Annotated in this window: 19 protein-coding genes; 11 read left to right on the plus strand and 8 right to left on the minus strand. The window is 64.6% G+C overall.

Going from position 1 to position 21,816, the window contains the following annotated elements:
- Positions 1-2: 2 nt before the first annotated feature.
- Together NX775_RS17570 and NX775_RS17575 are read right to left on the minus strand one after the other, a co-directional pair.
- A complete protein-coding gene (locus tag NX775_RS17570; RefSeq protein WP_258837158.1) occupies positions 3-1,871 on the minus strand; it encodes a phytase in 1,869 nt (622 codons plus the stop codon).
- A complete protein-coding gene (locus NX775_RS17575; RefSeq protein WP_258837159.1) occupies positions 1,871-4,372 on the minus strand; it encodes a TonB-dependent receptor in 2,502 nt (833 codons plus the stop codon). The genes NX775_RS17570 and NX775_RS17575 overlap by 1 nt, the downstream gene beginning before the upstream one ends.
- Positions 4,373-4,663: 291 nt before the next feature.
- Between NX775_RS17575 and NX775_RS17580 the strand changes: the two genes are divergently transcribed.
- The 11 genes from NX775_RS17580 to NX775_RS17630 all read left to right on the plus strand — a co-directional run bounded on the left by NX775_RS17580 (position 4,664) and on the right by NX775_RS17630 (position 15,336).
- Positions 4,664-5,533, plus strand: coding sequence for a GGDEF domain-containing protein (locus NX775_RS17580; protein WP_258837160.1), 870 nt, complete (start codon positions 4,664-4,666; stop codon positions 5,531-5,533).
- Positions 5,530-6,564, plus strand: coding sequence for an AraC family transcriptional regulator (locus tag NX775_RS17585; protein ID WP_258837161.1), 1,035 nt, complete (start codon positions 5,530-5,532; stop codon positions 6,562-6,564). Before NX775_RS17580 ends, NX775_RS17585 begins: the two co-directional genes overlap by 4 nt.
- A 62-nt stretch (positions 6,565-6,626) precedes the next feature.
- The gene (locus NX775_RS17590; RefSeq protein ID WP_258837162.1) at positions 6,627-7,121 is read left to right on the plus strand and encodes a hypothetical protein; all 495 of its coding nucleotides are present in this window, start codon (positions 6,627-6,629) and stop codon (positions 7,119-7,121) included.
- 31 nt (positions 7,122-7,152) lie between these two features.
- On the plus strand, positions 7,153-8,127 hold the full coding sequence (locus tag NX775_RS17595) for an alpha/beta hydrolase (RefSeq protein WP_258837163.1): 975 nt from the start codon (positions 7,153-7,155) through the stop codon (positions 8,125-8,127).
- Positions 8,128-8,178: 51 nt separating this feature from the next.
- Complete coding sequence (locus NX775_RS17600) at positions 8,179-9,066, plus strand: LysR family transcriptional regulator (protein ID WP_183554304.1); 888 nt, start codon at positions 8,179-8,181, stop codon at positions 9,064-9,066.
- A 271-nt stretch (positions 9,067-9,337) separates the two neighbouring features.
- On the plus strand, positions 9,338-9,721 hold the full coding sequence (gene rpsL / locus NX775_RS17605; protein WP_005663517.1) for a 30S ribosomal protein S12: 384 nt from the start codon (positions 9,338-9,340) through the stop codon (positions 9,719-9,721).
- A gap of 135 nt (positions 9,722-9,856) precedes the next feature.
- A complete protein-coding gene (rpsG, locus tag NX775_RS17610; protein ID WP_183554302.1) occupies positions 9,857-10,327 on the plus strand; it encodes a 30S ribosomal protein S7 in 471 nt (156 codons plus the stop codon).
- Between the two features lie 130 nt (positions 10,328-10,457).
- Positions 10,458-12,563 (plus strand): elongation factor G, encoded by a 2,106-nt coding sequence (gene fusA / locus NX775_RS17615; RefSeq protein WP_258837164.1) that lies wholly within the window; start codon positions 10,458-10,460, stop codon positions 12,561-12,563.
- 84 nt (positions 12,564-12,647) lie between these two features.
- Complete coding sequence (gene tuf, locus NX775_RS17620) at positions 12,648-13,841, plus strand: elongation factor Tu (RefSeq protein WP_183554297.1); 1,194 nt, start codon at positions 12,648-12,650, stop codon at positions 13,839-13,841.
- A 189-nt stretch (positions 13,842-14,030) separates the two neighbouring features.
- Positions 14,031-14,345: a 30S ribosomal protein S10 gene (gene rpsJ / locus NX775_RS17625; RefSeq protein WP_183554295.1), complete on the plus strand. Its 315-nt coding sequence runs from the start codon at positions 14,031-14,033 to the stop codon at positions 14,343-14,345.
- A gap of 361 nt (positions 14,346-14,706) precedes the next feature.
- Positions 14,707-15,336, plus strand: coding sequence for a hypothetical protein (locus NX775_RS17630; RefSeq protein ID WP_258837165.1), 630 nt, complete (start codon positions 14,707-14,709; stop codon positions 15,334-15,336).
- 193 nt (positions 15,337-15,529) lie between these two features.
- Here NX775_RS17630 and NX775_RS17635 read toward each other — a convergent pair whose 3' ends face one another.
- The 6 genes from NX775_RS17635 to NX775_RS17660 are packed head-to-tail and all read right to left on the minus strand — an operon-like array spanning position 15,530 to position 21,801.
- Positions 15,530-16,870: a TerD family protein gene (locus NX775_RS17635; RefSeq protein ID WP_307732288.1), complete on the minus strand. Its 1,341-nt coding sequence runs from the start codon at positions 16,868-16,870 to the stop codon at positions 15,530-15,532.
- Positions 16,867-17,784 (minus strand): HpcH/HpaI aldolase/citrate lyase family protein, encoded by a 918-nt coding sequence (locus NX775_RS17640; RefSeq protein ID WP_258837166.1) that lies wholly within the window; start codon positions 17,782-17,784, stop codon positions 16,867-16,869. Before NX775_RS17640 ends, NX775_RS17635 begins: the two co-directional genes overlap by 4 nt.
- Entirely contained in the window at positions 17,777-18,868 is a 1,092-nt protein-coding gene (locus NX775_RS17645; RefSeq protein WP_343828430.1) for a cysteine protease StiP family protein, read from the minus strand. The genes NX775_RS17640 and NX775_RS17645 overlap by 8 nt, the downstream gene beginning before the upstream one ends.
- The gene (locus NX775_RS17650) at positions 18,865-19,629 is read right to left on the minus strand and encodes an HAD hydrolase family protein (RefSeq protein ID WP_258837167.1); all 765 of its coding nucleotides are present in this window, start codon (positions 19,627-19,629) and stop codon (positions 18,865-18,867) included. Before NX775_RS17650 ends, NX775_RS17645 begins: the two co-directional genes overlap by 4 nt.
- Complete coding sequence (locus NX775_RS17655) at positions 19,607-20,785, minus strand: phosphoribosyltransferase domain-containing protein (protein ID WP_307732289.1); 1,179 nt, start codon at positions 20,783-20,785, stop codon at positions 19,607-19,609. Before NX775_RS17655 ends, NX775_RS17650 begins: the two co-directional genes overlap by 23 nt.
- Positions 20,782-21,801 carry an ATP-grasp domain-containing protein gene (locus tag NX775_RS17660; RefSeq protein WP_258837168.1) on the minus strand — a complete coding sequence of 340 codons (1,020 nt, stop codon included), beginning with the start codon at positions 21,799-21,801 and terminating at the stop codon, positions 20,782-20,784. Before NX775_RS17660 ends, NX775_RS17655 begins: the two co-directional genes overlap by 4 nt.
- Positions 21,802-21,816 lie beyond the last annotated feature (15 nt).

Here is a 21,816-nt window from a genome sequence, read left to right on the forward strand (position 1 = left end):
CATTAGTCGAGCTGCAAAGCCCTGGCGATATCGTCCCACGCCACGGCCTTGTAGTTCTGCGCCCCGTCCGGCATGCGCTTGTAGCCGTCGTGCACCACCAGCATGCCGCGCGCGAACGAGCCGCCCAGATTGGCCGACGTTACGTCGAGTCCATCGGTCTCGGACGCGCCATCGATGCCGTTGATCGCATCGAGACCCACCCGGAACGCACCGCGCATGGCAAACGGCGCCGCCGCATCGAACACCACGTAGCTGTTGTTGCCCTGGCTCGACACCACCAGATAGCTGCGTTTTGCGCCGTGGTAGATGCCCATGCCTTCGACATCGTCGTGCAGCCATTCGCCGACCGGCATGATCATCTTCAGCGTAGCCGGCTGGTCGGCGCGCGCCGACGTCACCCACAGGCCGCGGTCTTCTTCGCCCACGAACAGCAGACCGCTGCGGTCGTCTGCGACGCAACCTTCCGGCTGCGATGCGAGCTTGAACGTGCGTGCCAGCCGCGCGCCGAACTGGCCGCCACTGCGCGTGATCTGGTAGTGCTCGTAGCGGCCGTCCTTGTCGTTGACGAACGCGTCGAGCCCACCTTCGGGCGTGCGCAGCAGGCAGGTGCCGTAGATGTCGCCCAGGCCGGTGGGCAGGCGCGCCGCTTCGCGCAGCTCGCCCTGTGCATCGATCGCAAACAGCACCATCGCCTGCTCGTCGCGCTGGGTGGCCACGGCCAGGTCAAAGCGTTCCGCGCCGAAGCGCACGTCCTGGCGCAGGTCGACGTTGTTCAGGCGGCCGGCTGCGAGCAGTTGCGTCTGACGGCCCTGCAGGTCATATACCAGCATGCCCTGTTTCTTGTTGGTGCCCAGGATGCGCGACTTTGCAGGATCGGTCGGGTGAATCCAGATCGCCGGATCGTCGGCCGCATCGCCCAGCTGCGCGACGGGTTCGGTCTGCATGCGGGGCAGTACGATCGGCAGACGTTTGGGCGGCGCACTGCCGGCCTTCCAGGCCAGCGCCGGGGTTTGCCAGCCTTGCTTCGTGCGCACGGCCAGCTTGTCGGACGCCGGCGCCAGCGCCACCAGTTGCTGCGCGCCGAGCGGGCGGGCCGACAGCGCGCGCCAGCGCTTGCCGTCACGCTTCCAGGTCAGCAGTGCGCCCTTGTCGTCGATCGCGGCAACGCCGCCCGGCAGCACCGCCAGCGCCGTCAGTTCACCTGTCAAGCGACCGTGCGGCGCCTGCAGCGCCACTGGGGCGCGGGCCGGCGGGCCTTCGGCATCGGCGCCATACGCCCACAGGCCCATACCTTCCTCGGCCGCGAACAGCGTGCCATGCGCATCGTCGACGCGGCACACCTCGACGCCGGATGGCAGCGCCAGGCGGCGCACCAGACGGTGCTCGTTGCTAGTGCCACTACCCCCGCTACCGCCGCTACCCAGCAGCCATTGCTGCGCCTGGCCATCTTTCGCGACGAGGAACACGTAGTCGAGCTGCTGCGCATCGCGGTACAGGCAGGCCGCTTCGATGCCGAAGCCCGTGTCCGGCAGCACGGGCAGTGCGCGCAGCGTGCCGGCCTTGACATCGATCCGCACCGGCAGCGCGCGTTCGGCGTTGGCATCGACGACGATGGCCAGCGCGCCGCCATCCAGCGGGCGCAGGTCGAGTCGTTCGCCACGCAGTGGCAGGCTGGCGCGTTCACGGCCATCGGCACCGACCAGTCGCAGCGCGCGCTTGTCCAAGGCCAGCCAGCCGCCGCCGGGCAGCGCGGCCAGTTCTTCGGCGTCGTTCAGCGTGGCCGGCACCGTTGGTGCAGCGCCCCATGCCGGCGCGGCCAGGGAGCAGGCCAGCAGGACGGCGTTCAGGATCGGAGAAACGGTCTTGTTCATCAGAAGATGCTCGCTTTCAGGCCGATCTTGTAGGTGCGGCCGTATTGTTCGTGCTGCGCATTGCGCGACTTGTCGCCCAGGTACACATAGTAATGTTCGTTATTCAGGTTGCTGGCGTCGAACGTGACCTGCCAGCGCTTGTCCAGCTTCCACGACATCGACAGGTCCAGCTGCTTCTGGGTATCGACGAAGCGGTCTTGTGTCGCGTCCAGCGTATCCTCGCCCAGCTCCAGCAGGTACGGCGACTTGTAGTTCATTGCCAGGCGCGCGCTGAACGGACCGGCTTCGTAGCCGAGCATCACGTTGCCGACGCGGTTCGACTGGCCCGGCATGCGGATCGTACGCGCGGCGCGGCCACCGTCGCCATCGGCGCTGTCGATCGTGGCGCGCGAGTTGGTGATGCTGCCGTTGATGCCGACCAGCAGACCGTTGAACGGTGCGGGCAGCATGCGCAGCGGCTGCTGCCACGCCAGTTCGATGCCGCGCACGCGGGCCTTGTCGCCATTCTTGTACGAGATCGCGCTGCTGTAGTCGGCCCAGGCGCCACTGCCGGCGAGATCCGTGGTGTAGGTGAAGTCGCGGATGGCCTTGGTGAAGACATAGGCCGAAACCACGCCATCGCCGCCGATCACGCGCTCGATGCCCAGGTCCAGATTGTGCGAGCGCAGCGGCGCCAGGTCAGGGTTGCCGATCGTCGCTTCGTCGTCGCCGTCCAGGCTCACGCCCGGCGCCAGCTGGGCGAAGTTGGCGCGCACGACCGAGTTGCTCCATGCGGCGCGCACGCTGGTGGCCTGGTCGACGTCAAAGCGCAGGTGAACGCCCGGCAGCCAGTTGGTGTATGAACGGCTGCTTGATCGCGGTGTGATGTCGTCGTCGGCCACTTGCGAGCCGTCGGCGCTAAAGCGCGTGTGCTCGGCGCGTACGCCGGCCAGCAGCGACCAGGCGCCGCGGCGCAGGCTCGTTTGCAGGTAGGCGGCGTCGATGTCTTCCTGCAGCTTGAAGTCGTCCAGCGCCGAATCGACGGCCACGCGGGCCGGGTCGCGCGCCAGATTGGCCAGGCGCGCACGCACCAGGGCCGGATCAATGGCATAACCGAGATTGCCGAACGGGTAGTCCAGGCGCGAGCCATTGACGAATGCGCTCATCGAGGTCGGGCCGGCGCCGAAGTAATCGCCGTCGGTCGGGTCGTCGCTGCCGTATTCCCAGGCCTCGGTGTCGGTCTTCTTGTCGCGGCGCGTGGTCTTGGCGCCGAACTTGACGGCGCCGTTCCAGTCGCCGGCGTCGAAGTCGCGCTGCAGGTCCAGGCGCAGCTGGCGGGTGCTGTCTTTGGCCGAGGCGCGTTCGAGCGCGAACGAATCGAGTTCGTAGTTGGCGGCGTCGGCCACGCCAGCAGGCGCGATCAGGTGCGGCATGCGGGGATTGGTAAAGCCGATGCCATCGAAGCTCTCGAGATTGGTGAAGCGCGCATCGGCAATCGCGCCCGGCGTCTTGTCGGTGGCGCTGCTGGCCGCCGCTTCGGCATGCAGCTTCCAGTACTGGCCCATGCGGCGATCGAGCGAAGCGGTGAGCGAGCGGATCTCTTGCGTGTACTTGCGCTGGCGCAGGCGACGCTCGACGGTGGCAGTATCTGTTTCACCTTCGAGCACGCCGTCTTCATTGCCTTCGAAGTCGCCGATCGTCATGCGGTCGCGCGATTCTTCGTCCGAGAAGCGGCTGATGAAGCCGCGCAGCGCGTAGCTCGTGGCGGCGTCCGGGCGGTAATCGAGATTGATGGCGCCGGCGCTGCGTTCGCGCGTGGGCAGGTAGTCGCGCAGCTCGAAGCCGGCGAGGCGCTTGCCGTTCCAGTCGCCGCCCGTTTCCACGTTGTCCGAGCCGAACTTGCGCTTTTCGCCCGAGATGCCGGCGGCCACGCCAAGTTTGCCGTCCATGAAGCGCTGGGCCCAGAGCAGGTTGGCGCTTGGGCTGTTCTGGCTCGTGTTGGTGTCGTGGCCGACCGCAGCGCCGACGTTCAGTAATTTGCCCGGCAGGTCGAACGCGGACAAGGTCTTGACCTCCACGCTGCCGCCGAGCGAGTTCGCATCCTGGTCCGGCGTGGCCGACTTGGTCACTTCGAGCGAGCGGATCATCCCGGCCGGCAGCACGTCCAGCGCCACCGCGCGGCGCGTCGCTTCCGGCGACGGTACAAGCGCGCCGTTGATGGTCACGCTGTTGTAGTCCGCATCCAGGCCGCGCACGACGACGTAGCGGCCTTCGCCCTGGTCGCGCTGGACCGACACGCCCGGCATGCGTGCCAGCGCCTCGGCCGCGTTCTTGTCCGGCAGGTGGCCGATATCGTCGCTGCTGACGACACTGACGATATTGTCAGCCTGCTCCTGGGCGGCGATGGCGCGCGCCAGGCTGGCGCGCTGGCCGGTGACGATCACGCTGGCCGGTTCGGCGGCATGTACGCCAGCGGTGGCCAGCAGGCCGGCGGTAAGAGCGGGGAGGGCAAAGTGGCGCATGGGGGCAGTCCAATAGGTTGGGATGCGGCGGATTCTGGTGCCTGAATGTGACCTATCGGTGACCACGATCGGTCGCTATCCGGTATCTGGCGCGGTGCACGGTGTGCCTGAGCCGAATTGACCCTGCCGGTTCTGGCGATACCATGGGACGGGAGCCGCGCCGGGATGCGCAGTACGGATCACGGTGAGCTGTTTTGACCCTGTGCCGCGGCGCCACAGCTTTGCCATCCTGTCATCCTGCGGTCATCTGGTTGCGCTATGTTCCGGCGATCTTTCCTGACCGCGCCGCCCATGTCTCCCCTGATTCGCCAAGCTCTGTTGATCGCCGGCCTGCTCGGCGCCGTCGTGTTCCTGTTTACCGGCGCCGGTCCGGCCATCCCGTTCGCAGCATGGGACCTGGTGGACATCGCCAGCGAGGGCGGCACGGCCCTGCTGGCGGCGCTGTGGTGCGGACTGGTGCTGGCCAGCCGGCCCGACGGGGTGGTCACGCGCCTGCTGGCCGGTGGCCTGGCCTGCATCATGCTGGGGTCGTGGGCCGACTGCCTGGATGAAGTGTTCGATGTCGAGAAATCTGCGCTGTGGGACAACGTGCTGGAGGCGCTGCTGCCGCTGGGGATGCTGGTCCTGACTGCCGGCATGGTGTATTGGCGGCGCGAGCAGGCCACGCTGTCGGACCATATGCGCAAGCGCGAACGGCTGTTTCGCAACCACCGGCCATTCGACCGCATCACCCAGCTGGCCGACGCGGCCTACCTGCGCGCGCAACTGCACATCGAGAGCAAGCGGACGGACGGCGTTGGCTCGCTGGTGCTGTTCGATATCGACGCCTTCCACCGCATCAACCGCAAGCATGGCCAGCCCGAGGGCGACCGCGCGCTGCAGGCCGTCGCCCACATGCTGCTGCTGAACCTGCGCAACGACGACCTGCTATGCCGCTATGCGGGCGACCGCTTTGCCGTGCTGATGCCGGGCCTGGCCGAACCCGAGGCGCGCGCCGCCGCCGACCATCTGTGCCGCATGGTGTCGTCGATGCGCCACCACGCACCGGGCGGCCGGGTGCACATCACGCTGCGCCATGGCTGCGCGCCGGCGCGCGGCGCGCCCGATGCGCTGCTGGCTACCCTATGCCGCCAGATGGACCGCCAGATGGACCCCGCGTGATCGCCTGGCAGGCCGCCACGGCAGCTTCGCCCGCGGCGCGCCGGCACAGCGCGCTGGCACTGGAATATGGCCGCTCGCGCGATGCGCTTGACGCCGACCTGCTGCGTGGATGCGATCCGGGCGCGGACAGCGCAACGACCCCTGGCCAGTATCTGCAGCAGCTGGCGAACACCCTGCGCCTGCTGGACAGCCCGGACACCAGCTTCATGCTGGGCCAGCAACTGCTGCCGGGGCACGACGGTGCGGCCAGCCACGCGCTGGCGCAGGCGCCCAACCTGCGCACGCTGCTGCAGACCCTGTGCCGCTTCCATGCCGGCCTGACGCCGCTGCTGCGTCCGCGCTTCGAGACCTGGGACGATGTGGCGCTGCTGTACTGGGTCGATGCGTATGGCGCGCCGAGCCTCCGGCCGGCGCTGGTCGAAATGCACATGACGGCCGTAGTGGCGCTGTGCCGCTGGCTGGGCGGCGAGCGCCTGCCATGGCGCTTCTGCTTCAATCGCGGCGCGCCGCGCCACATCGAGCAGCATCATGTGCATCTTGGCGCCGAGCTGCGTTTCGGCTGCCAGCTCGACGCGATGCTGCTGCCATCCAGCTGGCTCGACCGGCCATGGCCGCGCGCCAGCGAGATGGCGGCGCGCCTGGCGCATCAGGCGGCCGAACTGGAACCCCGCGAGGCGCCCGGCCTGCTGGCGGCGTTCTACGATTACCTGCTGGCGCGCGTGCGCGACGCGCCCACGCTCGAGCGCACGGCGGGCGACTTCGGCGTCAGCCCGGCCACCTTCAAGCGTCAGTTGCTGCGTCATCACACCCATTTCCAGGGAGAGCTCGATCAGGTGCGCACGCATGTGGCGCTGTGGCTGTTCCAGGCCGAGGGAGCCGACAATGACGCGGTGGCGCGCCACCTGGGCTTTCATGACGTGGCCAACTTCCGGCGCTCGTTCAAGCGCTGGACGGGCCTCACCCCGGGGCCGATCCGCGCTGCCCTGGCCGGAGAGCTGGGCTGGTTCGCGGGGCGCCTGCAGCACGCCTGATTTCGCTGCACTGCCGCGAAAATGGTATCGTGCGCGGTCATTGTCGCCGCCGAAGAAGAGGAATGCGCCCCAGTCCTACCCTGCATATCGTTTGTCCCACCCAGAAACGGGGCTTCCCGGCATTCATGTCGGTGATCTTCGTCTGGGTCGTGGCGTCCGGCCTGGGCAATGGCTGGCAACACGATCCGTCGTTCGGATTCATGCTGCTGACGGTGTGCGCGCTGGTCATCATGGTCCTGGCGGCGTGGGCGCTGTATCGCAATTTCGTGTTCCGGGATGCGCTGTACATTGCGCGCGAAGGCAGCCTGCCGTCGTCGGTGCCGCTGGCGCTCATGGTCCACGAGATACGCGCCGTGCGCCTGTTACCCAAACATGAGGCATGGACACCGGAGGGCAAATGGGATGCGCTGGGGTTTGGCCAGGGCCGCATCGAGATCGATACCGCCACCCATCGCTATCACTTCGGCATCGGCCTGGAAGAGCACGAGGCCGAAGCCGCGCTGCAGCGCATCATCGAATTTTGCCGTGAGCAGGGCATTGTTGCCGCCGCGGCCTGAAAGCGCAGTCCAATCACGCATGAGGGATACCATGTCCGCCAACTTTGCCGTTCGTCTTTGCAGCCTGTTGCTGCTCATCGGTGGTATCGCGTCACAGGCCTATGCCGCCGAGACGCAGATCACGCTCGACACGCCCACCGGGCAGCTGGCCGGCACGCTCGAACTGCCGGCGGGGGCCGACAAGCCGCGCGTGGCCTTGCTGATCGCCGGTTCGGGCCCGACCGACCGTGACGGCAACAGCTCGATGATCCCGGGCCGCAACGACAGTCTCAAGCTGCTGGCGGCCGGGCTGGCCGACGCCGGCATCGCGACGGTCCGCTATGACAAGCGCGGCATCGGTGGCAGCCATGCGGCCGGTCCTGCCGAATCGGCGCTGCGCTTCGAGATGTTCGTCGACGATGCGGCGGCCTGGATTGCCCGACTCAAGGCCGATCCGCGCTTCGCATCAGTGGCCGTGATCGGGCACAGCGAAGGCTCGCTGATCGGCATGCTGGCGGCGCGGCAGGCCGATGCGGCGGCATTCGTGTCGATTGCCGGCATTGCCGATGGTGCCTCGACCCTGCTGCGCAAACAGCTCGAAGGCAAACTGCCACCCGAGCTGGAGAAGGAAAGCGAGCGTATTCTGGTGTCGCTGGAGAGCGGCGTGGTCGTCGATCCGGTGCCGCCGGCGCTGGCGACGCTGTTCCGGCCGAGCGTGCAGCCGTATCTGATTTCGTGGTTCAAGTATGTGCCGGCGCAGCGCATCGCGGAGCTGACGATGCCGGTGCTGGTCGTGCAGGGCAATACCGATATCCAGGTGGACGTGGTGCAGGCCAACCGGCTGCACGGCGCCCGCCCGGGGGCGAAGCTGGCGATCATTCCGGGCATGAACCACGTGTTCAAGCATGTACGCGCGGTGCCGGAACTGCAGGTGGCCAGCTATGGCGACCCGAGCCTGCCGGTCTCGCCCTTGCTGGTGAAGTCGATCGCCGACTTTTTGCAGCAGGGCAGCGCGCCCGCACCTTGATGGCTGGCCCGGCCACATCGATATGCCCATCCATCCATTCTGCGCCTGCCCATGATCGAACGTATTCACCTGTCCATCATCCGCGAGGTCGATCGCCGCGGTTCGCTGACCGCTGCCGCCGACGTGCTGTGCCTGACTCAGTCGGCGCTGAGCCACGCGGTCAAGAAGCTCGAAGTGGGGCTGGGTACGCCAGTGTGGACGCGCGAGGGCCGCTCGCTGCGCCTGACCCAGGCCGGCCACGCGCTGCTGGCGCTGGCCGAGCGGGTGCTGCCGCAGCTTGAACACGCTGAAGGCCAGATGCTGGCCTACGCGCGTGGCGAGCGCGGGTCGCTGCGCATCGGGATGGAGTGCCATCCCTGCTACCAGTGGCTGCTGAAAGTGGTCGAGCCCTACCTGGCGGCGTGGCCCGAGGTGGATGTCGACGTCAAGCAGCGCTTCCAGTTCGGCGGCCTGAAAGCGCTGCTGGGCTACGAGATCGACCTGCTCGTCACGCCCGATCCGCTGTTCAAGCCGGGGCTGCGCTTCGTGCCCGTGTTCGACTTCGAGCAGGTGCTGGTGGTGCACAGCGGCCATCCGCTGGCGGGGCGCGCACATGCGGCGCCGCGCGACCTGTCCGATGAGGTCCTGATCACGTACCCGGTCGATATCGAGCGGCTCGACATCTATAATCAGTTCTTCGTGCCGGCCGGCTGCGCGCCGCGCGAGCGCAAGGCGATCGAGACTACCGACATCATGCTGCAGATGGTGGCCAGCGGCCGCGGCGTGGCGGCGCTGCCGCGCTGGCTGGTCGAGGAGTACGCGGGCCGCATGCCGGTAGCGCCCGTGCGGCTGGGGGAGGCGGGCGTGTTCAAGCAGATTTTCCTGGGCACGCGCGAGGTCGATGCCGGCACCACCTACCTGGATGCGTTTGTCGAGATCGCCCGCCACGCCGAGTTGTAGCAGTGATGCCACATCGACCACGGTCTGCGTCAAGATGGCGAACTACTGCCTGCAAAATCAGCAAACTGGTTGACCCATCATCACAATGCGTCTATACTCGCAGGTTCTCGATTTATTCTGCACATCGTATACGCATTCGCAGCCGCTCCATTTGCCGAGTGGCTTTCGTCGCCTGTCTTTGTCATTGTCATCGGGACTAGGTTTCAGTCCCCGGATCAGCACCTTGCAGGTTCGGGTCATTAATGAGTAGTACTTTGTTGGATTAGGAACGATGCCAACCATCAATCAACTGATTCGCAAACCGCGTGAAGCTGCGGTTGTGAAGAGCAAGTCGCCGGCACTGGAAAACTGCCCGCAAAAGCGCGGCGTGTGCACCCGTGTGTACACCACCACGCCTAAGAAGCCAAACTCGGCGCTGCGTAAAGTCGCCAAAGTGCGTCTGACCAACGGTTTCGAAGTCATTTCGTACATCGGCGGTGAAGGCCACAACCTGCAAGAACACAGTGTCGTGCTGCTGCGCGGCGGTCGTGTTAAAGACTTGCCAGGTGTGCGTTACCACATGGTTCGCGGTGCACTGGATACCCAGGGCGTCAAAGACCGTAAGCAAGCTCGCTCGAAGTACGGCGCGAAGCGTGCCAAGGCTGCCAAGAAGTAATTCTATGGTCGTGTCACAGACACGTCACATTAATTAGATAAGTTGAGCCGGCCGCAAGGCCGAGTAAGTGAAGGGTCAAGAGGGCCTTTCGCGAGTGCACAGCGTGCACTCAACTGAAGACATGAAGGAATCGAAATGCCACGTCGTCGTGAAGTACCCAAGCGCGAAATCCTGCCGGATCCAAAATTCGGTAACCAGGATGTCGCCAAATTCGTCAACGTTCTGATGCTGTCCGGCAAAAAGTCGGTTGCAGAAAACATCATCTACGGTGCATTCGAACACATTCAATCCAAGTCGGGCAAAGACCCGCTGGAAGTGTTCACGACCGCGATCAACAACGCTAAGCCGCTGGTGGAAGTCAAGTCCCGCCGTGTCGGTGGCGCCAACTACCAGGTGCCAGTGGAAGTTCGTCCGGTTCGTCGTATGGCGCTGTCCATGCGTTGGTTGCGCGAAGCCGCAAACAAGCGCAGCGAAAAATCCATGCCGCAACGTCTGGGTGGTGAACTGCTGGAAGCGGCTGAAGGCCGCGGCGGCGCGATGAAGCGTCGTGACGAAGTGCACCGTATGGCAGAAGCGAACAAGGCGTTCTCGCACTTCCGCTTCTAAGCAAAAGGGCGAAGGTAGGGGGATTATTTCCTTGTGCTAACGTCCCCGTAGTATCTGTTGTTCAGGCCGGGCTCATTTTGATCATCAAGATGATGCTCGGTTTTGTCCATTCAAAGATTTAGGAAAAATTATGGCACGCAAGACCCCCATCGAGCGCTACCGCAACATCGGTATTTCGGCTCACATCGATGCTGGTAAAACCACCACCACCGAGCGCGTCCTGTTCTACACGGGCGTCAACCACAAAATCGGCGAAGTGCACGATGGCGCAGCGACGATGGACTGGATGGAGCAAGAGCAAGAGCGCGGCATTACCATTACCTCGGCAGCGACGACCTGCTTCTGGAGCGGTATGGCCAACAACTTCGCCCCACACCACATCAACATCATCGACACCCCGGGCCACGTTGACTTCACGATTGAAGTCGAACGCTCGATGCGCGTGCTCGACGGCGCCTGCATGGTTTACTGTGCAGTCGGCGGCGTGCAGCCACAGTCGGAAACCGTGTGGCGTCAGGCTAACAAGTACAAAGTTCCACGTCTGGCCTTCGTCAACAAGATGGACCGTACCGGCGCGAACTTCTTCAAGGTCTACGAGCAGATGCGTGCTCGCCTGAAGGCAAACCCGATTCCGCTGCAGATCCCGATCGGCGCCGAAGAGAACTTCCTGGGCGTGGTCGATCTGGTCAAGATGAAGGCCGTGTACTGGGACGACGCGTCGCAGGGCATGAAGTTCGACTACCGCGACATTCCTGCAGAACTGCAGGACGAAGCCAACGAATGGCGTGAAAAGCTCGTCGAGACCGCTGCTGAAGCGACCGAAGAGCTGATGAACAAGTACCTGGAAGAAGGCGACCTCTCGGAAGAAGAGATCAAGGCCGCTCTGCGCCAGCGTACCATCGCGTCGGAAATCGTCCCGATGATGTGCGGTACCGCGTTCAAGAACAAGGGCGTGCAAGCCATGCTCGACGGCGTGATCGAATACCTGCCATCGCCAATCGACATCCCGCCAGTCACGGGTACCGATGAAGATGACCAGCCAGTCACCCGCAAGGCAGAAGACGACGAGAAGTTCTCGGCGCTGGCATTCAAGATCATGACCGACCCGTTCGTTGGTCAGCTGATCTTCTTCCGCGTCTACTCGGGCACGATCAAGTCGGGCGACACCGTCTACAATCCGATCAAGAACAAGAAAGAGCGTCTTGGTCGTATTCTGCAGATGCACGCTAACCAGCGCGAAGAAATCAAGGAAGTCCACGCCGGCGACATCGCCGCTGCGGTCGGCCTGAAAGATGCAACCACGGGCGAAACCCTGTGCGATCCATCGTCGATCATCACGCTGGAAAAGATGGTCTTCCCTGAGCCGGTGATTCAGCAGGCAGTCGAGCCAAAAACCAAGGCCGACCAGGAAAAAATGGGCCTGGCACTGAACCGCCTGGCACAAGAAGATCCGTCGTTCCGCGTGCGTACCGATGAAGAATCGGGCCAGACCATCATCGGTGGTATGGGCGAGCTGCACCTGGAAATTATCGTTGACCGCATGAAGCGCGAATTCAACGTGGAAGCAACCGTCGGCAAGCCACAGGTTGCATACCGCGAAACGATCCGCAAGGCAGTCACCGACGTCGAAGGCAAGTTCGTCAAGCAGTCGGGCGGTCGTGGTCAGTACGGTCACGCAGTCCTGACGATCGAGCCACAAGAGCCGGGCAAAGGCTTTGAGTTCGTCGACGCGATCAAGGGCGGTGTCATTCCTCGCGAATACATCCCTGCAGTCGAAAAAGGTGTGCGCGAAACCCTGACCTCGGGCGTGCTGGCTGGTTACCCAGTCGTTGACGTCAAGGTCACCGTGACCTTCGGTTCGTACCACGACGTTGACTCGAACGAAAATGCATTCCGCATGGCCGGTTCGATGGCGTTCAAAGACGGCTGCCGCAAGGCCAGCCCGGTCATCCTCGAGCCGATGATGGCCGTGGAAGTCGAAACGCCGGAAGACTACGCCGGTTCGGTGATGGGCGATCTGTCGTCGCGTCGCGGTATGGTGCAGGGCATGGATGAAATTCCAGGCGGCGGCGGCAAGATCATCAAAGCCGAAGTGCCACTGTCGGAAATGTTTGGTTACTCGACCTCGCTGCGTTCGGCGACCCAGGGCCGTGCGACCTACACGATGGAATTCAAGCACTATTCGGAAGCGCCTAAGCACGTGATTGACGCCATCGTCACTGCCAAGTCGAAGTAATCAGCAATACAAGCAATTCAAGGGAGACGGGACGTCCTGTCTCCCTTTAAACAGAACATATCGTTTCTTTAAAGGAATCTGGAAATGGCAAAAGGTAAATTCGAACGGACCAAGCCGCACGTCAACGTCGGCACCATCGGTCACGTTGACCACGGCAAAACCACCCTGACGGCTGCTATCGCAACTGTCCTGTCGAAGAAATTCGGCGGTGAAGCCAAGGCCTACGATCAGATCGATGCGGCACCGGAAGAAAAAGCACGCGGCATCACCATCAACACCGCGCACGTTGAGTACGAGACCGAAAACCGTCACTACGCTCACGTTGACTGCCCAGGCCACGCCGACTACATCAAGAACATGATTACCGGTGCTGCGCAGATGGACGGCGCGATCCTGGTGTGCTCGGCTGCTGACGGCCCAATGCCACAGACCCGCGAGCACATCCTGCTGGCGCGTCAGGTTGGCGTTCCGTACATCATCGTGTTCCTGAACAAGTGCGACCTGGTCGACGACGCAGAACTGCTGGAACTGGTCGAAATGGAAGTTCGTGAGCTTCTGTCGAAGTACGAGTTCCCAGGCGACGACGTCCCAATCATCAAGGGTTCGGCACGTATGGCCCTCGAAGGCAAGCCGGGCGAAATGGGTGAAGAATGCATCACCCGTCTGGCCGAAGCACTGGACACCTACATCCCAACGCCAGAGCGCGCTGTTGATGGCGCGTTCCTGATGCCAGTGGAAGACGTGTTCTCGATCTCGGGTCGCGGTACCGTTGTGACCGGTCGTGTCGAGCGCGGCGTTGTCAAAGTCGGCGAAGAAATCGAAATCGTCGGCATCATCGACACCGTCAAAACCACCTGCACCGGCGTGGAAATGTTCCGCAAGCTGCTGGACCAGGGTCAAGCTGGCGACAACGTCGGCCTGCTGCTGCGCGGTACCAAGCGTGAAGATGTCCAGCGTGGTCAGGTCCTGGCAAAGCCAGGTTCGATCAAGCCGCACAACCACTTCACCGGCGAGATCTACGTTCTGTCGAAAGATGAAGGCGGCCGTCACACCCCGTTCTTCAACAACTATCGTCCACAGTTCTACTTCCGTACGACTGACGTGACCGGTTCGATCGAGCTGCCAGCAGACAAAGAAATGGTCATGCCAGGCGACAACGTGTCGATCACCGTCAAGCTGATCAACCCGATCGCGATGGAAGAAGGTCTGCGCTTCGCAATCCGCGAAGGCGGCCGTACCGTCGGCGCCGGCGTTGTTGCAAAAATCCTGCCTAACTAATCAGGGCAAGATGGTGGATCGGCTCTCTTTCGGGAGAGTCTGATTGACACAACGATGGGGACAGACTTTTCGGTCTGTCCCCATCTGTTTGGGTGGGAACGATGTTATACTCCCGCCTCTTGTGCAGTAACGAAGTATCTCGACCACATTGCCGGCACCAAGCCGGAACGTTCTTTTAAAGGAAATCGCATGTCCGCTAACCAGAAAATCCGTATTCGCCTGAAAGCATTCGACTACAAGCTGATCGACCAGTCGGCCCTGGAAATCGTCGAGACCGCGAAGCGCACCGGCGCCGTCGTCAAAGGCCCAGTCCCACTGCCAACCCGTATCCAGCGTTTCGACGTGCTGCGTTCGCCACACGTGAACAAGACCTCGCGCGACCAGTTCGAAATCCGTACGCACCAGCGTCTGATGGACATCGTGGACCCAACCGACAAGACCGTTGACGCACTGATGAAGCTCGACCTGCCAGCTGGCGTCGATGTCGAAATCAAACTGCAGTAATCGCATTTAAGTGTTGGCGGCATTGGCCGCCGATGCTGCAAGAAGCCAGGTTGACCGCATTGCGGGTAACCTGGCTTTTGTCATTGTGGGATCGAGTCAGCATCATGCCGGGTGCATGATCTGCGCTCTGACAGCCATCAGGCATTGTCGGCCCCGGCAGGGCGTGATGTAATCGACGGGTTTACTTGTTCAATTTCCCGCCCATGCGCCAGATGCACGTTGTTTCCCTTTTGCGCACCACGACCTGGCGCGAACTCGCTGGCCTGGCAATCGCGGTGTCATACACGCAGGCATGGGTGCCGGGAAGCCGCCGGTACAGCCGGGAAGGGCGTCATATGATGACGCCAACCTTCAGCATGCCATGCTGATGCAGGAGCAAGGCGCAACAAGCCGCGTCGGCTCCGTCGCATTCATCGTGCTGGCGCACGTGCTGTTCGTGCTCGCCTTGGTGCACTACGCCAGTCCCCGGCCTGACAACGCCAGCACGCCGGTCGACTACATCGCATTTGCGTTCATCGTGGCGCCGGAGAAACCGGTGCCGGTACCGCAGGCGCGCAGCGCGCCGCCACCAGTTGCTGTCCAGGTTGTGCGGCCACCCCGCATTGCCACACCGCGTGCGATGCCAGCGTCGCCTGAGCCGATGACGATTATCACGCCATCGGAGCAAGCTGCATCGGCCATGCCGACCGAGAGTTTGACAGCGCCGGCGCCGGCGCCGGCATCGGCATCGGCACCAACCGGAAAACTGGACATGGAGTCGCTGCGCGGCCTGGCCCGGCAGGTGGAAAAAGAGCGGGTGCCAACCGCACTGGAACGCGTGCGCACCGCTGAACAAATGCGCGCGCGCGACGACAACAAACTGTCACGGGCAATCAACGAAGCGAAGCGCCCGGATTGCCAGACCAAGTATTCCGGCGGCGACAAGCTGGATCTGATCCGCCTGATCCCGCTGGCAATCGATACGATCACCGACACCGGCTGCAAGTGGTAGCAGTCACAACAGCGAGTGTCACAACAGCGAGGGTCAGGTCTGACATTTGGACACGACCTCTACCCTATGTCGACTGGTAACAGAAATAAATGCGTGCTTGCGGGCCGACTTGCCCCGTCGACTCGTCCAACATTCACTAAAGCTGAGGTCGTGTCCGAATGTCAGACCTGACCCCGGCTTTGTTATGGCCAGCTTATTTGCTGCCGGTTTTCCAGCGCATGCCGAAGCCGAAGTGGCGGTCCATCAGCTCGTGCGCGCTGGTGGTGCCTTGCTGCTGGAAGTATTCGGCCAGTTTGGTGATGACGAGCTGGCCGCCGCGGTTTTCGATCAGCGCGATCGCGCACATGATCTGGCGGTCGCCGCCGTCGAGTTTGACTTCCACTGGCGCCTGGCCTGGGGCCGTGATCGTCACCACGCCGTTGGTCACGCTCCAGTTGGCCGCGCCTTCGTAGATGAACGAGAAGATCACGGCGCGCTTGATCTGGTCGAAGCGCTCGCCGTTGATGAACAGGTTTTCGCCATTCGCGGCGGCGCCCGTGCGGTCGTCAGCGTCGAGCTTGATGAACGGGTCGCGCTCGTAGTCGCCGAACGTGTTGCCCAGTGCCTGCACCAGGCCGCGGCGGCCATCCGTCAGCTCATACATGCAGCCCAGGTCGAGATCGATGCCGGTGCGGCCCTTGCGTGACGCTTGCGCCTTGTTGGCCATCTCGCCGGCCTTGTGCGCGAGGTCGCCGGCCATGCTGGTCAGGCGGTCGAGGAAGCCGCCGCCCCTGGCCGCTGCAGCAGGTGGCGGGGTGGATGGTGCCGGCGGCGGCGCGATCGCGGCCTGGTTCCAGTTCAGGTTGACGTGGATGCGGCCATAGCCGCCGCCCGCGCGCTTGTCGAGCGAGACCTTGTCGCCGCGCTTGTCGAGCGTGATTTTCGACAGCGAGACGCGTGGCGCGGCTGGTGTCGCAACGGGAGCAGGTGCCGGCGTCGACATCGGCGTCGGCGCTGGCGTTGCAGGCTTCGATGACGATCCCGCCTCGGCACCACCGAAGTGCGCGAGCAGCGCCGACAGGCCGCCGCTGAAACCCTGGCCGACCGCGCCGAAGCGCCACTGGCCGTCGCGACGATACAACTCCGCCACGATCACGGCTTTCTCGTCGCCGAAGTCGGCGCCCGACCATGGGAAGCGCAGCGCGCTGCCCAGCGTGAGCGCGCTCGCGCCCAGCGTGCGCATACTGGCGGCGCCGTCGATCGCGGCGACGAATACCAGCTTGGCGATCGATGCCGGCAGCTGGTCGAGGTTCACGGCGAAGCTGGCGCGGCCCGGCGACTGGTTCAGGCGCACCGCGCCCTCCGGGCTGGCCAGCTGGTTGTAGAAGACCATGTAGCGGTCGTCGGACAGTTTGTCGTTGGCGTCCAGGCCGAAGCAGGAGACATCGACCGAGGCGCCGTTGGCGGCAATCTCGACGTCGACGTTGAAGACGTGGCCGCTGCCCAGATCGGCCAGCTTGCCTTTCTGGCCGCGCGAATAGGTGGTCATGTTCATGAGGGTTCCCCTTCCAGGAATGGTTTGTGATCCAGTTCGGCGCCGTGGAAACCGAACAGGCGCGATTGCTCGACCGTGCGTTCGGCCCAGGCGCGATGGGTGGCGACTTCGCACATGGCGTCGTTCATGCGAAACACGGCCGGTGCCGACTGGTCGAGAATCGCTCGCGCCACCGCCAGGTCTTGCGGCGACACCTTGAAGTGCTGCTCGATCGGTGCGATCTGGGTCGGATGGATGGCGGTTTTGCCGATCATGCCGTGCGCCAGGTCTTCGATAACTTCCTGGTCCAGCAGCTCGGGCAGATCCAGGTATTCAAACACGGGCGCGGTCAGCATGAAACCGTAGGGCCGGAACGTGGTGACCAAGCGCGAGATGACGGGGCCGAGCGGCGTGCGGTACAGCGTCATGCCGCGCGGCCGGCGCAGGCCCAGCAGCGCCAGCAAATCGTTGCCGCCGATGCGCAGCGCCAGGATGCGATGGCGTACGCCGGGCGCTTCGAGCACCGCGCGCAGTCCCTGCATCTCCTGGTCGTCAAAGGCTTCGGCCGTTTCCAGCGTCGGCATCAACACGTGCTCGGTGTGGCGCAGCAGCCGGTAGTAGTTGTCGAAGTTGTGGCGGGTGATCTTGGGCAGCACGAAGCCGGTGAGCTTGTCGGCGCCCGGCATCGCCAGCACGCGCTCCAGCACTTCGGTATTGCGCACCCGGACGAAGCGGTCGGCCGCCACATCCACGCGCATATTGGCCAGCACCACCGACAGGTTGAACAACGAGTAGCTCAGCTCCCGGTCGGCGATCGCGTCCTCGGTGCAGAAGATCAGTGACCGCGCCTGCGGGATCAGGTCGCCATTGGCGATCTCCGCCAGGTCCTTGTGATTGGCCGGCACATACAACGACGCGCCCAGTGATTTAGCCATCGGATGCACTCCTGATCAAGGATACTGCGTGGTAGGGCAGGCTCGGGTCGATCTCGACCGGGACCTGTTTTTCTTCGGCCAGCGCGGCCAGGTGCGCCACATCCGGCGCATCCGCATTGCGCAGCACCAGCAGGCGCGGCACGCGCCGCAGCAGCACACGCGTGGCTTCGCCGATGCCCGGCTTGACGAGGTTGATGTCGGCCACGCCATGGCGCTCCATCGCGGCGCCGAGATAGGCTTGCGAGCGTGCGCACGCCGCGTGTGCATCCACTGGCGGTGTCTCGACGACATCCACTGCCAGCGCCAGCGCGGTCAGGTCGTCGGCGAACGTCTGCGAGCGGTCGATGCCGGCAAAGTCCGCATAGAACACACAGCCATGGAAATCGTCCGCGCCCAGATCGTCGGGCATGACGGTGCGGCTCACGAGACCGGACACTGTCGCATTCAGGATGCTCGACGGGATCAGGTAATCGTCGCACGAGGCGGCGCAGGCGGCCGCGCCGGCCAGATCCGACAGCACGTACAGGCCCGTGTCGATTGCCACGCCGTGGCGCACGTTGAACGCGTCGACCGAGCCGGCCAGTTCGCGCGCGATGACGCCCTTGCCGGTCCAGCCGTCAACGAACACGATCGATTCGGGCGCGTGGCCCTGGGCCAGTATGTGGCGCAGGGCGGCCGCGTCGATGCCGCGGTCGCGCACGATCGACACGCAGTAATGCACGGCGTCGCGCCCGAACCGCTCGCGCAGCAGGCGCGTGACGACCACGCCCACCGGCGTACCGGCGCGCGCCAGCGAGACGATCGTGATCTGCTGCGCGCGGCGCTCTGCGATCAGGCCCGCCAGGCGCAGGCAGTCCTGCGCCATGCGCGGGCTATTGGCGGCGCAGGCGGCGTCGAACAGGCGCATATAGCGCCCGGACGGTGCGGATTCCGGCGACAGCATCTGGCTGTAGTGACGCTGTCCGCTCTGGATCAGCGCTTCCTTTTCGGCGACGTCGACGAAGTCCTGCTGCGGCAGGCGGCGCAGCAAAAAGTCGACGTCACCGGCGCGATAGCTGCCCGGGAAGGGGGCATGCGAGATCACAGCGCCCCCACGGTGACGCCGGCCAGCTGCGTGCCGCGCGGGATGATCGCGTAGTCGCAGGCAGACATGAAGCGCGCATCCGAGCGGCTGTCGCCCATGCCGAAGGTGACGATCTCGCCGTGTTCGGCCTTCAGCCGCGCCGTGATGTGCGCGACCGCATGGGCCTTGTCCAGCGCCTTGGGCAGGATCGCCAGGTTGTTGCCGTTGCGGTGCACGACATAGTCGCGGTTTCCGTCCGCAATCCACGGCCGCACCACGTGTTCTTCGAGCGGCGCGAGGCGCTCGCTCAGCTTGTCCGGGTCTTTCACGACCAGGAAGAACGGCGTGCCGATATCTTCGATCATGCGCGCGCGGCCGGCGTAGCCGGTGCGTTCACCATGGGCGTCGATGTGGGCCGCCAGTTCCAGCAGGCCGGGCAGCGCGGTGTGCATCGCCGTGCGCACGCCTTCCAGAAAGGGCCAGTCGACCGCGCCGCCCGGTTCGAGCACGACGCCGCCGTAGTTGATGACGGCGTAACTGTTGAATGGCAGGTGCACGCGGCGCAGGCCATCGAGGTCGCGCGCCGTGGTCGGGATCATCGTCATCCCGTCCTGCAGCAGCGCGAGAAACGAGCGCTGGGCCGGGGTGGTGTATGAACAGATGCTGCCATCCTTGTAGTACGCAGCAGGCTGCAGCGCATCGGGGGCATCCCGGTGCGTGCCGCACTTGCCGAAGGTCTGGAACAGCGTGTCGTCCAGGTCAGCGAACAGGAACTTCTTCAACGTGGTCCTCGGACTGGAAGTGGAACAGGCGCGCGCGCAGGGTATCGGCCAGCGCGAACAGCGCGGGGCCGGGGGCAGTTTCAAAGCACAGCAGGACATGGTCGTACTGGCCGGGTGCGACGTTGTACAGGTAGTTGGCAATGCCTTCGCCGTAGTTGTCGGGGAAGGTCAAGGCATGGCCCACCGCGCCCCAGGTCAGGATCGGCGAGCGGGTCGTCGACTGCACCACCACGTCAACGCCACGCTCGTGCAGGGCCGCGCCGAGCAGTGTGGACGCGTGCATGAATTCACCGGTGCCCAGCACCAGCACGCGGCTGCCAGGCGTGAACTCGCCGGCCAGGCACGTGGCCAGGGCGGTCGGCGCTTGCACGGCGTGGTCGATGCCAAGACGGCCGAACGCGCTGCTGGCGCCGCGGTCGGCATCGTGCTCGAAACGCTGGGCCGCGCCCTGGTCCGGCGGCAGCGGGCCTTGCGCAAACGTGAACTGGCCGTCGACCAGCGCGCCGATGGTGGCCGGCAGGCCAAAGCGCGCATCGAGTTCGCCGGGGGCGGCCGGGCCCATGAAATTGGTGATCGTGGCCAGGTGCACGCGCTCGATGCCGGGGTTCAGGCGCTGGCAGGCGGCGGCCAGGTTGACGAAGGTATTGCCAGTGCTGGCCTCATCGTCGACCATCACGACCGTGCGCGCCGCCATGAACAGCGCGTGCAGCGCCGGATCGGTGGGCTCGTGCAGGAACTGGCGCGGCGCGTGGCTGTGCGCCTCGGCGAATTCGATCAGTGGCCCGGCGCCCACGCGGTAGCGCGTGGTGTACAGGAACAGCGCCTGCTGCGCCGGATGCGCGCGCAGCCAGGCCTCGAACACGCCCTGGCCCAGGCCAATCGCGGTTTCGGCCATGGCGATGAAGAGCACCGGGCCATCGACCGGCGGCACCGTGGTCGCGAGGCGCTCGTGCACGGCCAGCATCGCGCAGGGCGACGCCGGCCAGTGCTTGCCCAGCACCTTGCTCAAGAAAAGGAACCCGCGCTTGGCGTTGGCGCGCGCGGCAAAGCCGAGCAGGTCGTCGACCTCGGCCGCGCCGCTGTCGATGCGCAGTTCGAGCGTGCCGGTGGGCAGTTCGATGCGCTGCAGGGTGGAGGAGGGCGCAGCCATGGTCATGCCAGTTCCGTGGCGACGCTGACTTCGGCCACGCGCATGCCGTTGGCTACCGGCGGCACGGTGACGCTGTCGAAACCGTCGGCAAAGCAGCGCAGCGCGATGTACGGCAGGTTGGGGCCGGCCAGGCAGGCCATGGCGATCCCGCCCGACATGCGCGGGTTGATCTCCAACAGGCGCGGACGGCCGCCGCCTTCGCGGAACTGGGCGTTGAACACGCCGTTCAGGCGGTAGTCGGCGCACAGGCGCGTGGTGGCGTCCAGGATGTCCTGGCGCATGTCGATCAGCTGGCCGCTGCCTGCCTGCGGCAGTTTGCGGCGCACGACGGCGGTCACTAGGCGGCCGTTGTCGCCGACGCAGTCGACGCTGTATTCGGGGCCTTCGAGGAACTCCATCAGGAGCATGGTGCGAAATTCGCCCATCTCGGCCAGGCCGCGGCGCAGGTCGTCGTAGCCGACGTGGTACTCGGCGCCGGCCAGCAGCAGCGCGGCGCTGCTGCGCGCTTCGTCGACGATGGCAAAGCCCAGGCCATAGATCGAATGCGACGGCTTGACGCACAGCTTGGCGTAGCGCGGACGCAGTTCGGCCCAGGCGGCGTCGAATTGGGCGATGTTTTCAAAGACACGAAATTCCGCAACCGGCGCGTCGGGCAGCACGGTTTCGGCGTAGAAGTCGGCCTTGTCGTGGATGCGTTTTAGTTCGGCCGGCGGCGCGGCCGACAACACGCGCGTGCCGATCTCGGCGAAGCGCCCCAGCTCGGACGCCAGCAGCGTGGCTTCACGGCCCGGCACGAAGATGTCGATCTTTTGCTCGCGGCAGAAGGCCAGGCACCAGTCGATATACGCCTCGCTTTTCAGGCCGACCGGCTCGATATGGAATTCGTGGGCCAGGCGCGCAGCGGGCGCATGGCGGTTGGCGTTGCTGTGAACGATCGTAAAGCGGCCATCGGTATCGGCCTCGCGAATCAGCTTGATCGCAGCATTGACGGACGAAAAAGTCCTGTTGTACCAAACGCGCATGCGCTATTTCCTGAA

The organism is Massilia aurea (genome assembly GCF_024753205.1).
Lineage (GTDB): Bacteria > Pseudomonadota > Gammaproteobacteria > Burkholderiales > Burkholderiaceae_D > Telluria > Telluria aurea.

Coding starts and splice junctions, on each gene's coding strand:
- NX775_RS17570 (WP_258837158.1), bottom strand. CDS start 1,871: ATGAACAAGACCGTTTCTCCGATCCTGAACGCCGTCCTGCTGGCCTGC.
- NX775_RS17575 (WP_258837159.1), bottom strand. CDS start 4,372: ATGCGCCACTTTGCCCTCCCCGCTCTTACCGCCGGCCTGCTGGCCACC.
- NX775_RS17580 (WP_258837160.1), top strand. CDS start 4,664: ATGTCTCCCCTGATTCGCCAAGCTCTGTTGATCGCCGGCCTGCTCGGC.
- NX775_RS17590 (WP_258837162.1), top strand. CDS start 6,627: ATGCGCCCCAGTCCTACCCTGCATATCGTTTGTCCCACCCAGAAACGG.
- NX775_RS17595 (WP_258837163.1), top strand. CDS start 7,153: ATGTCCGCCAACTTTGCCGTTCGTCTTTGCAGCCTGTTGCTGCTCATC.
- NX775_RS17600 (WP_183554304.1), top strand. CDS start 8,179: ATGATCGAACGTATTCACCTGTCCATCATCCGCGAGGTCGATCGCCGC.
- rpsL (WP_005663517.1), top strand. CDS start 9,338: ATGCCAACCATCAATCAACTGATTCGCAAACCGCGTGAAGCTGCGGTT.
- rpsG (WP_183554302.1), top strand. CDS start 9,857: ATGCCACGTCGTCGTGAAGTACCCAAGCGCGAAATCCTGCCGGATCCA.
- fusA (WP_258837164.1), top strand. CDS start 10,458: ATGGCACGCAAGACCCCCATCGAGCGCTACCGCAACATCGGTATTTCG.
- tuf (WP_183554297.1), top strand. CDS start 12,648: ATGGCAAAAGGTAAATTCGAACGGACCAAGCCGCACGTCAACGTCGGC.
- rpsJ (WP_183554295.1), top strand. CDS start 14,031: ATGTCCGCTAACCAGAAAATCCGTATTCGCCTGAAAGCATTCGACTAC.
- NX775_RS17630 (WP_258837165.1), top strand. CDS start 14,707: ATGCTGATGCAGGAGCAAGGCGCAACAAGCCGCGTCGGCTCCGTCGCA.
- NX775_RS17635 (WP_307732288.1), bottom strand. CDS start 16,870: ATGAACATGACCACCTATTCGCGCGGCCAGAAAGGCAAGCTGGCCGAT.
- NX775_RS17640 (WP_258837166.1), bottom strand. CDS start 17,784: ATGGCTAAATCACTGGGCGCGTCGTTGTATGTGCCGGCCAATCACAAG.
- NX775_RS17655 (WP_307732289.1), bottom strand. CDS start 20,785: ATGACCATGGCTGCGCCCTCCTCCACCCTGCAGCGCATCGAACTGCCC.
- NX775_RS17660 (WP_258837168.1), bottom strand. CDS start 21,801: ATGCGCGTTTGGTACAACAGGACTTTTTCGTCCGTCAATGCTGCGATC.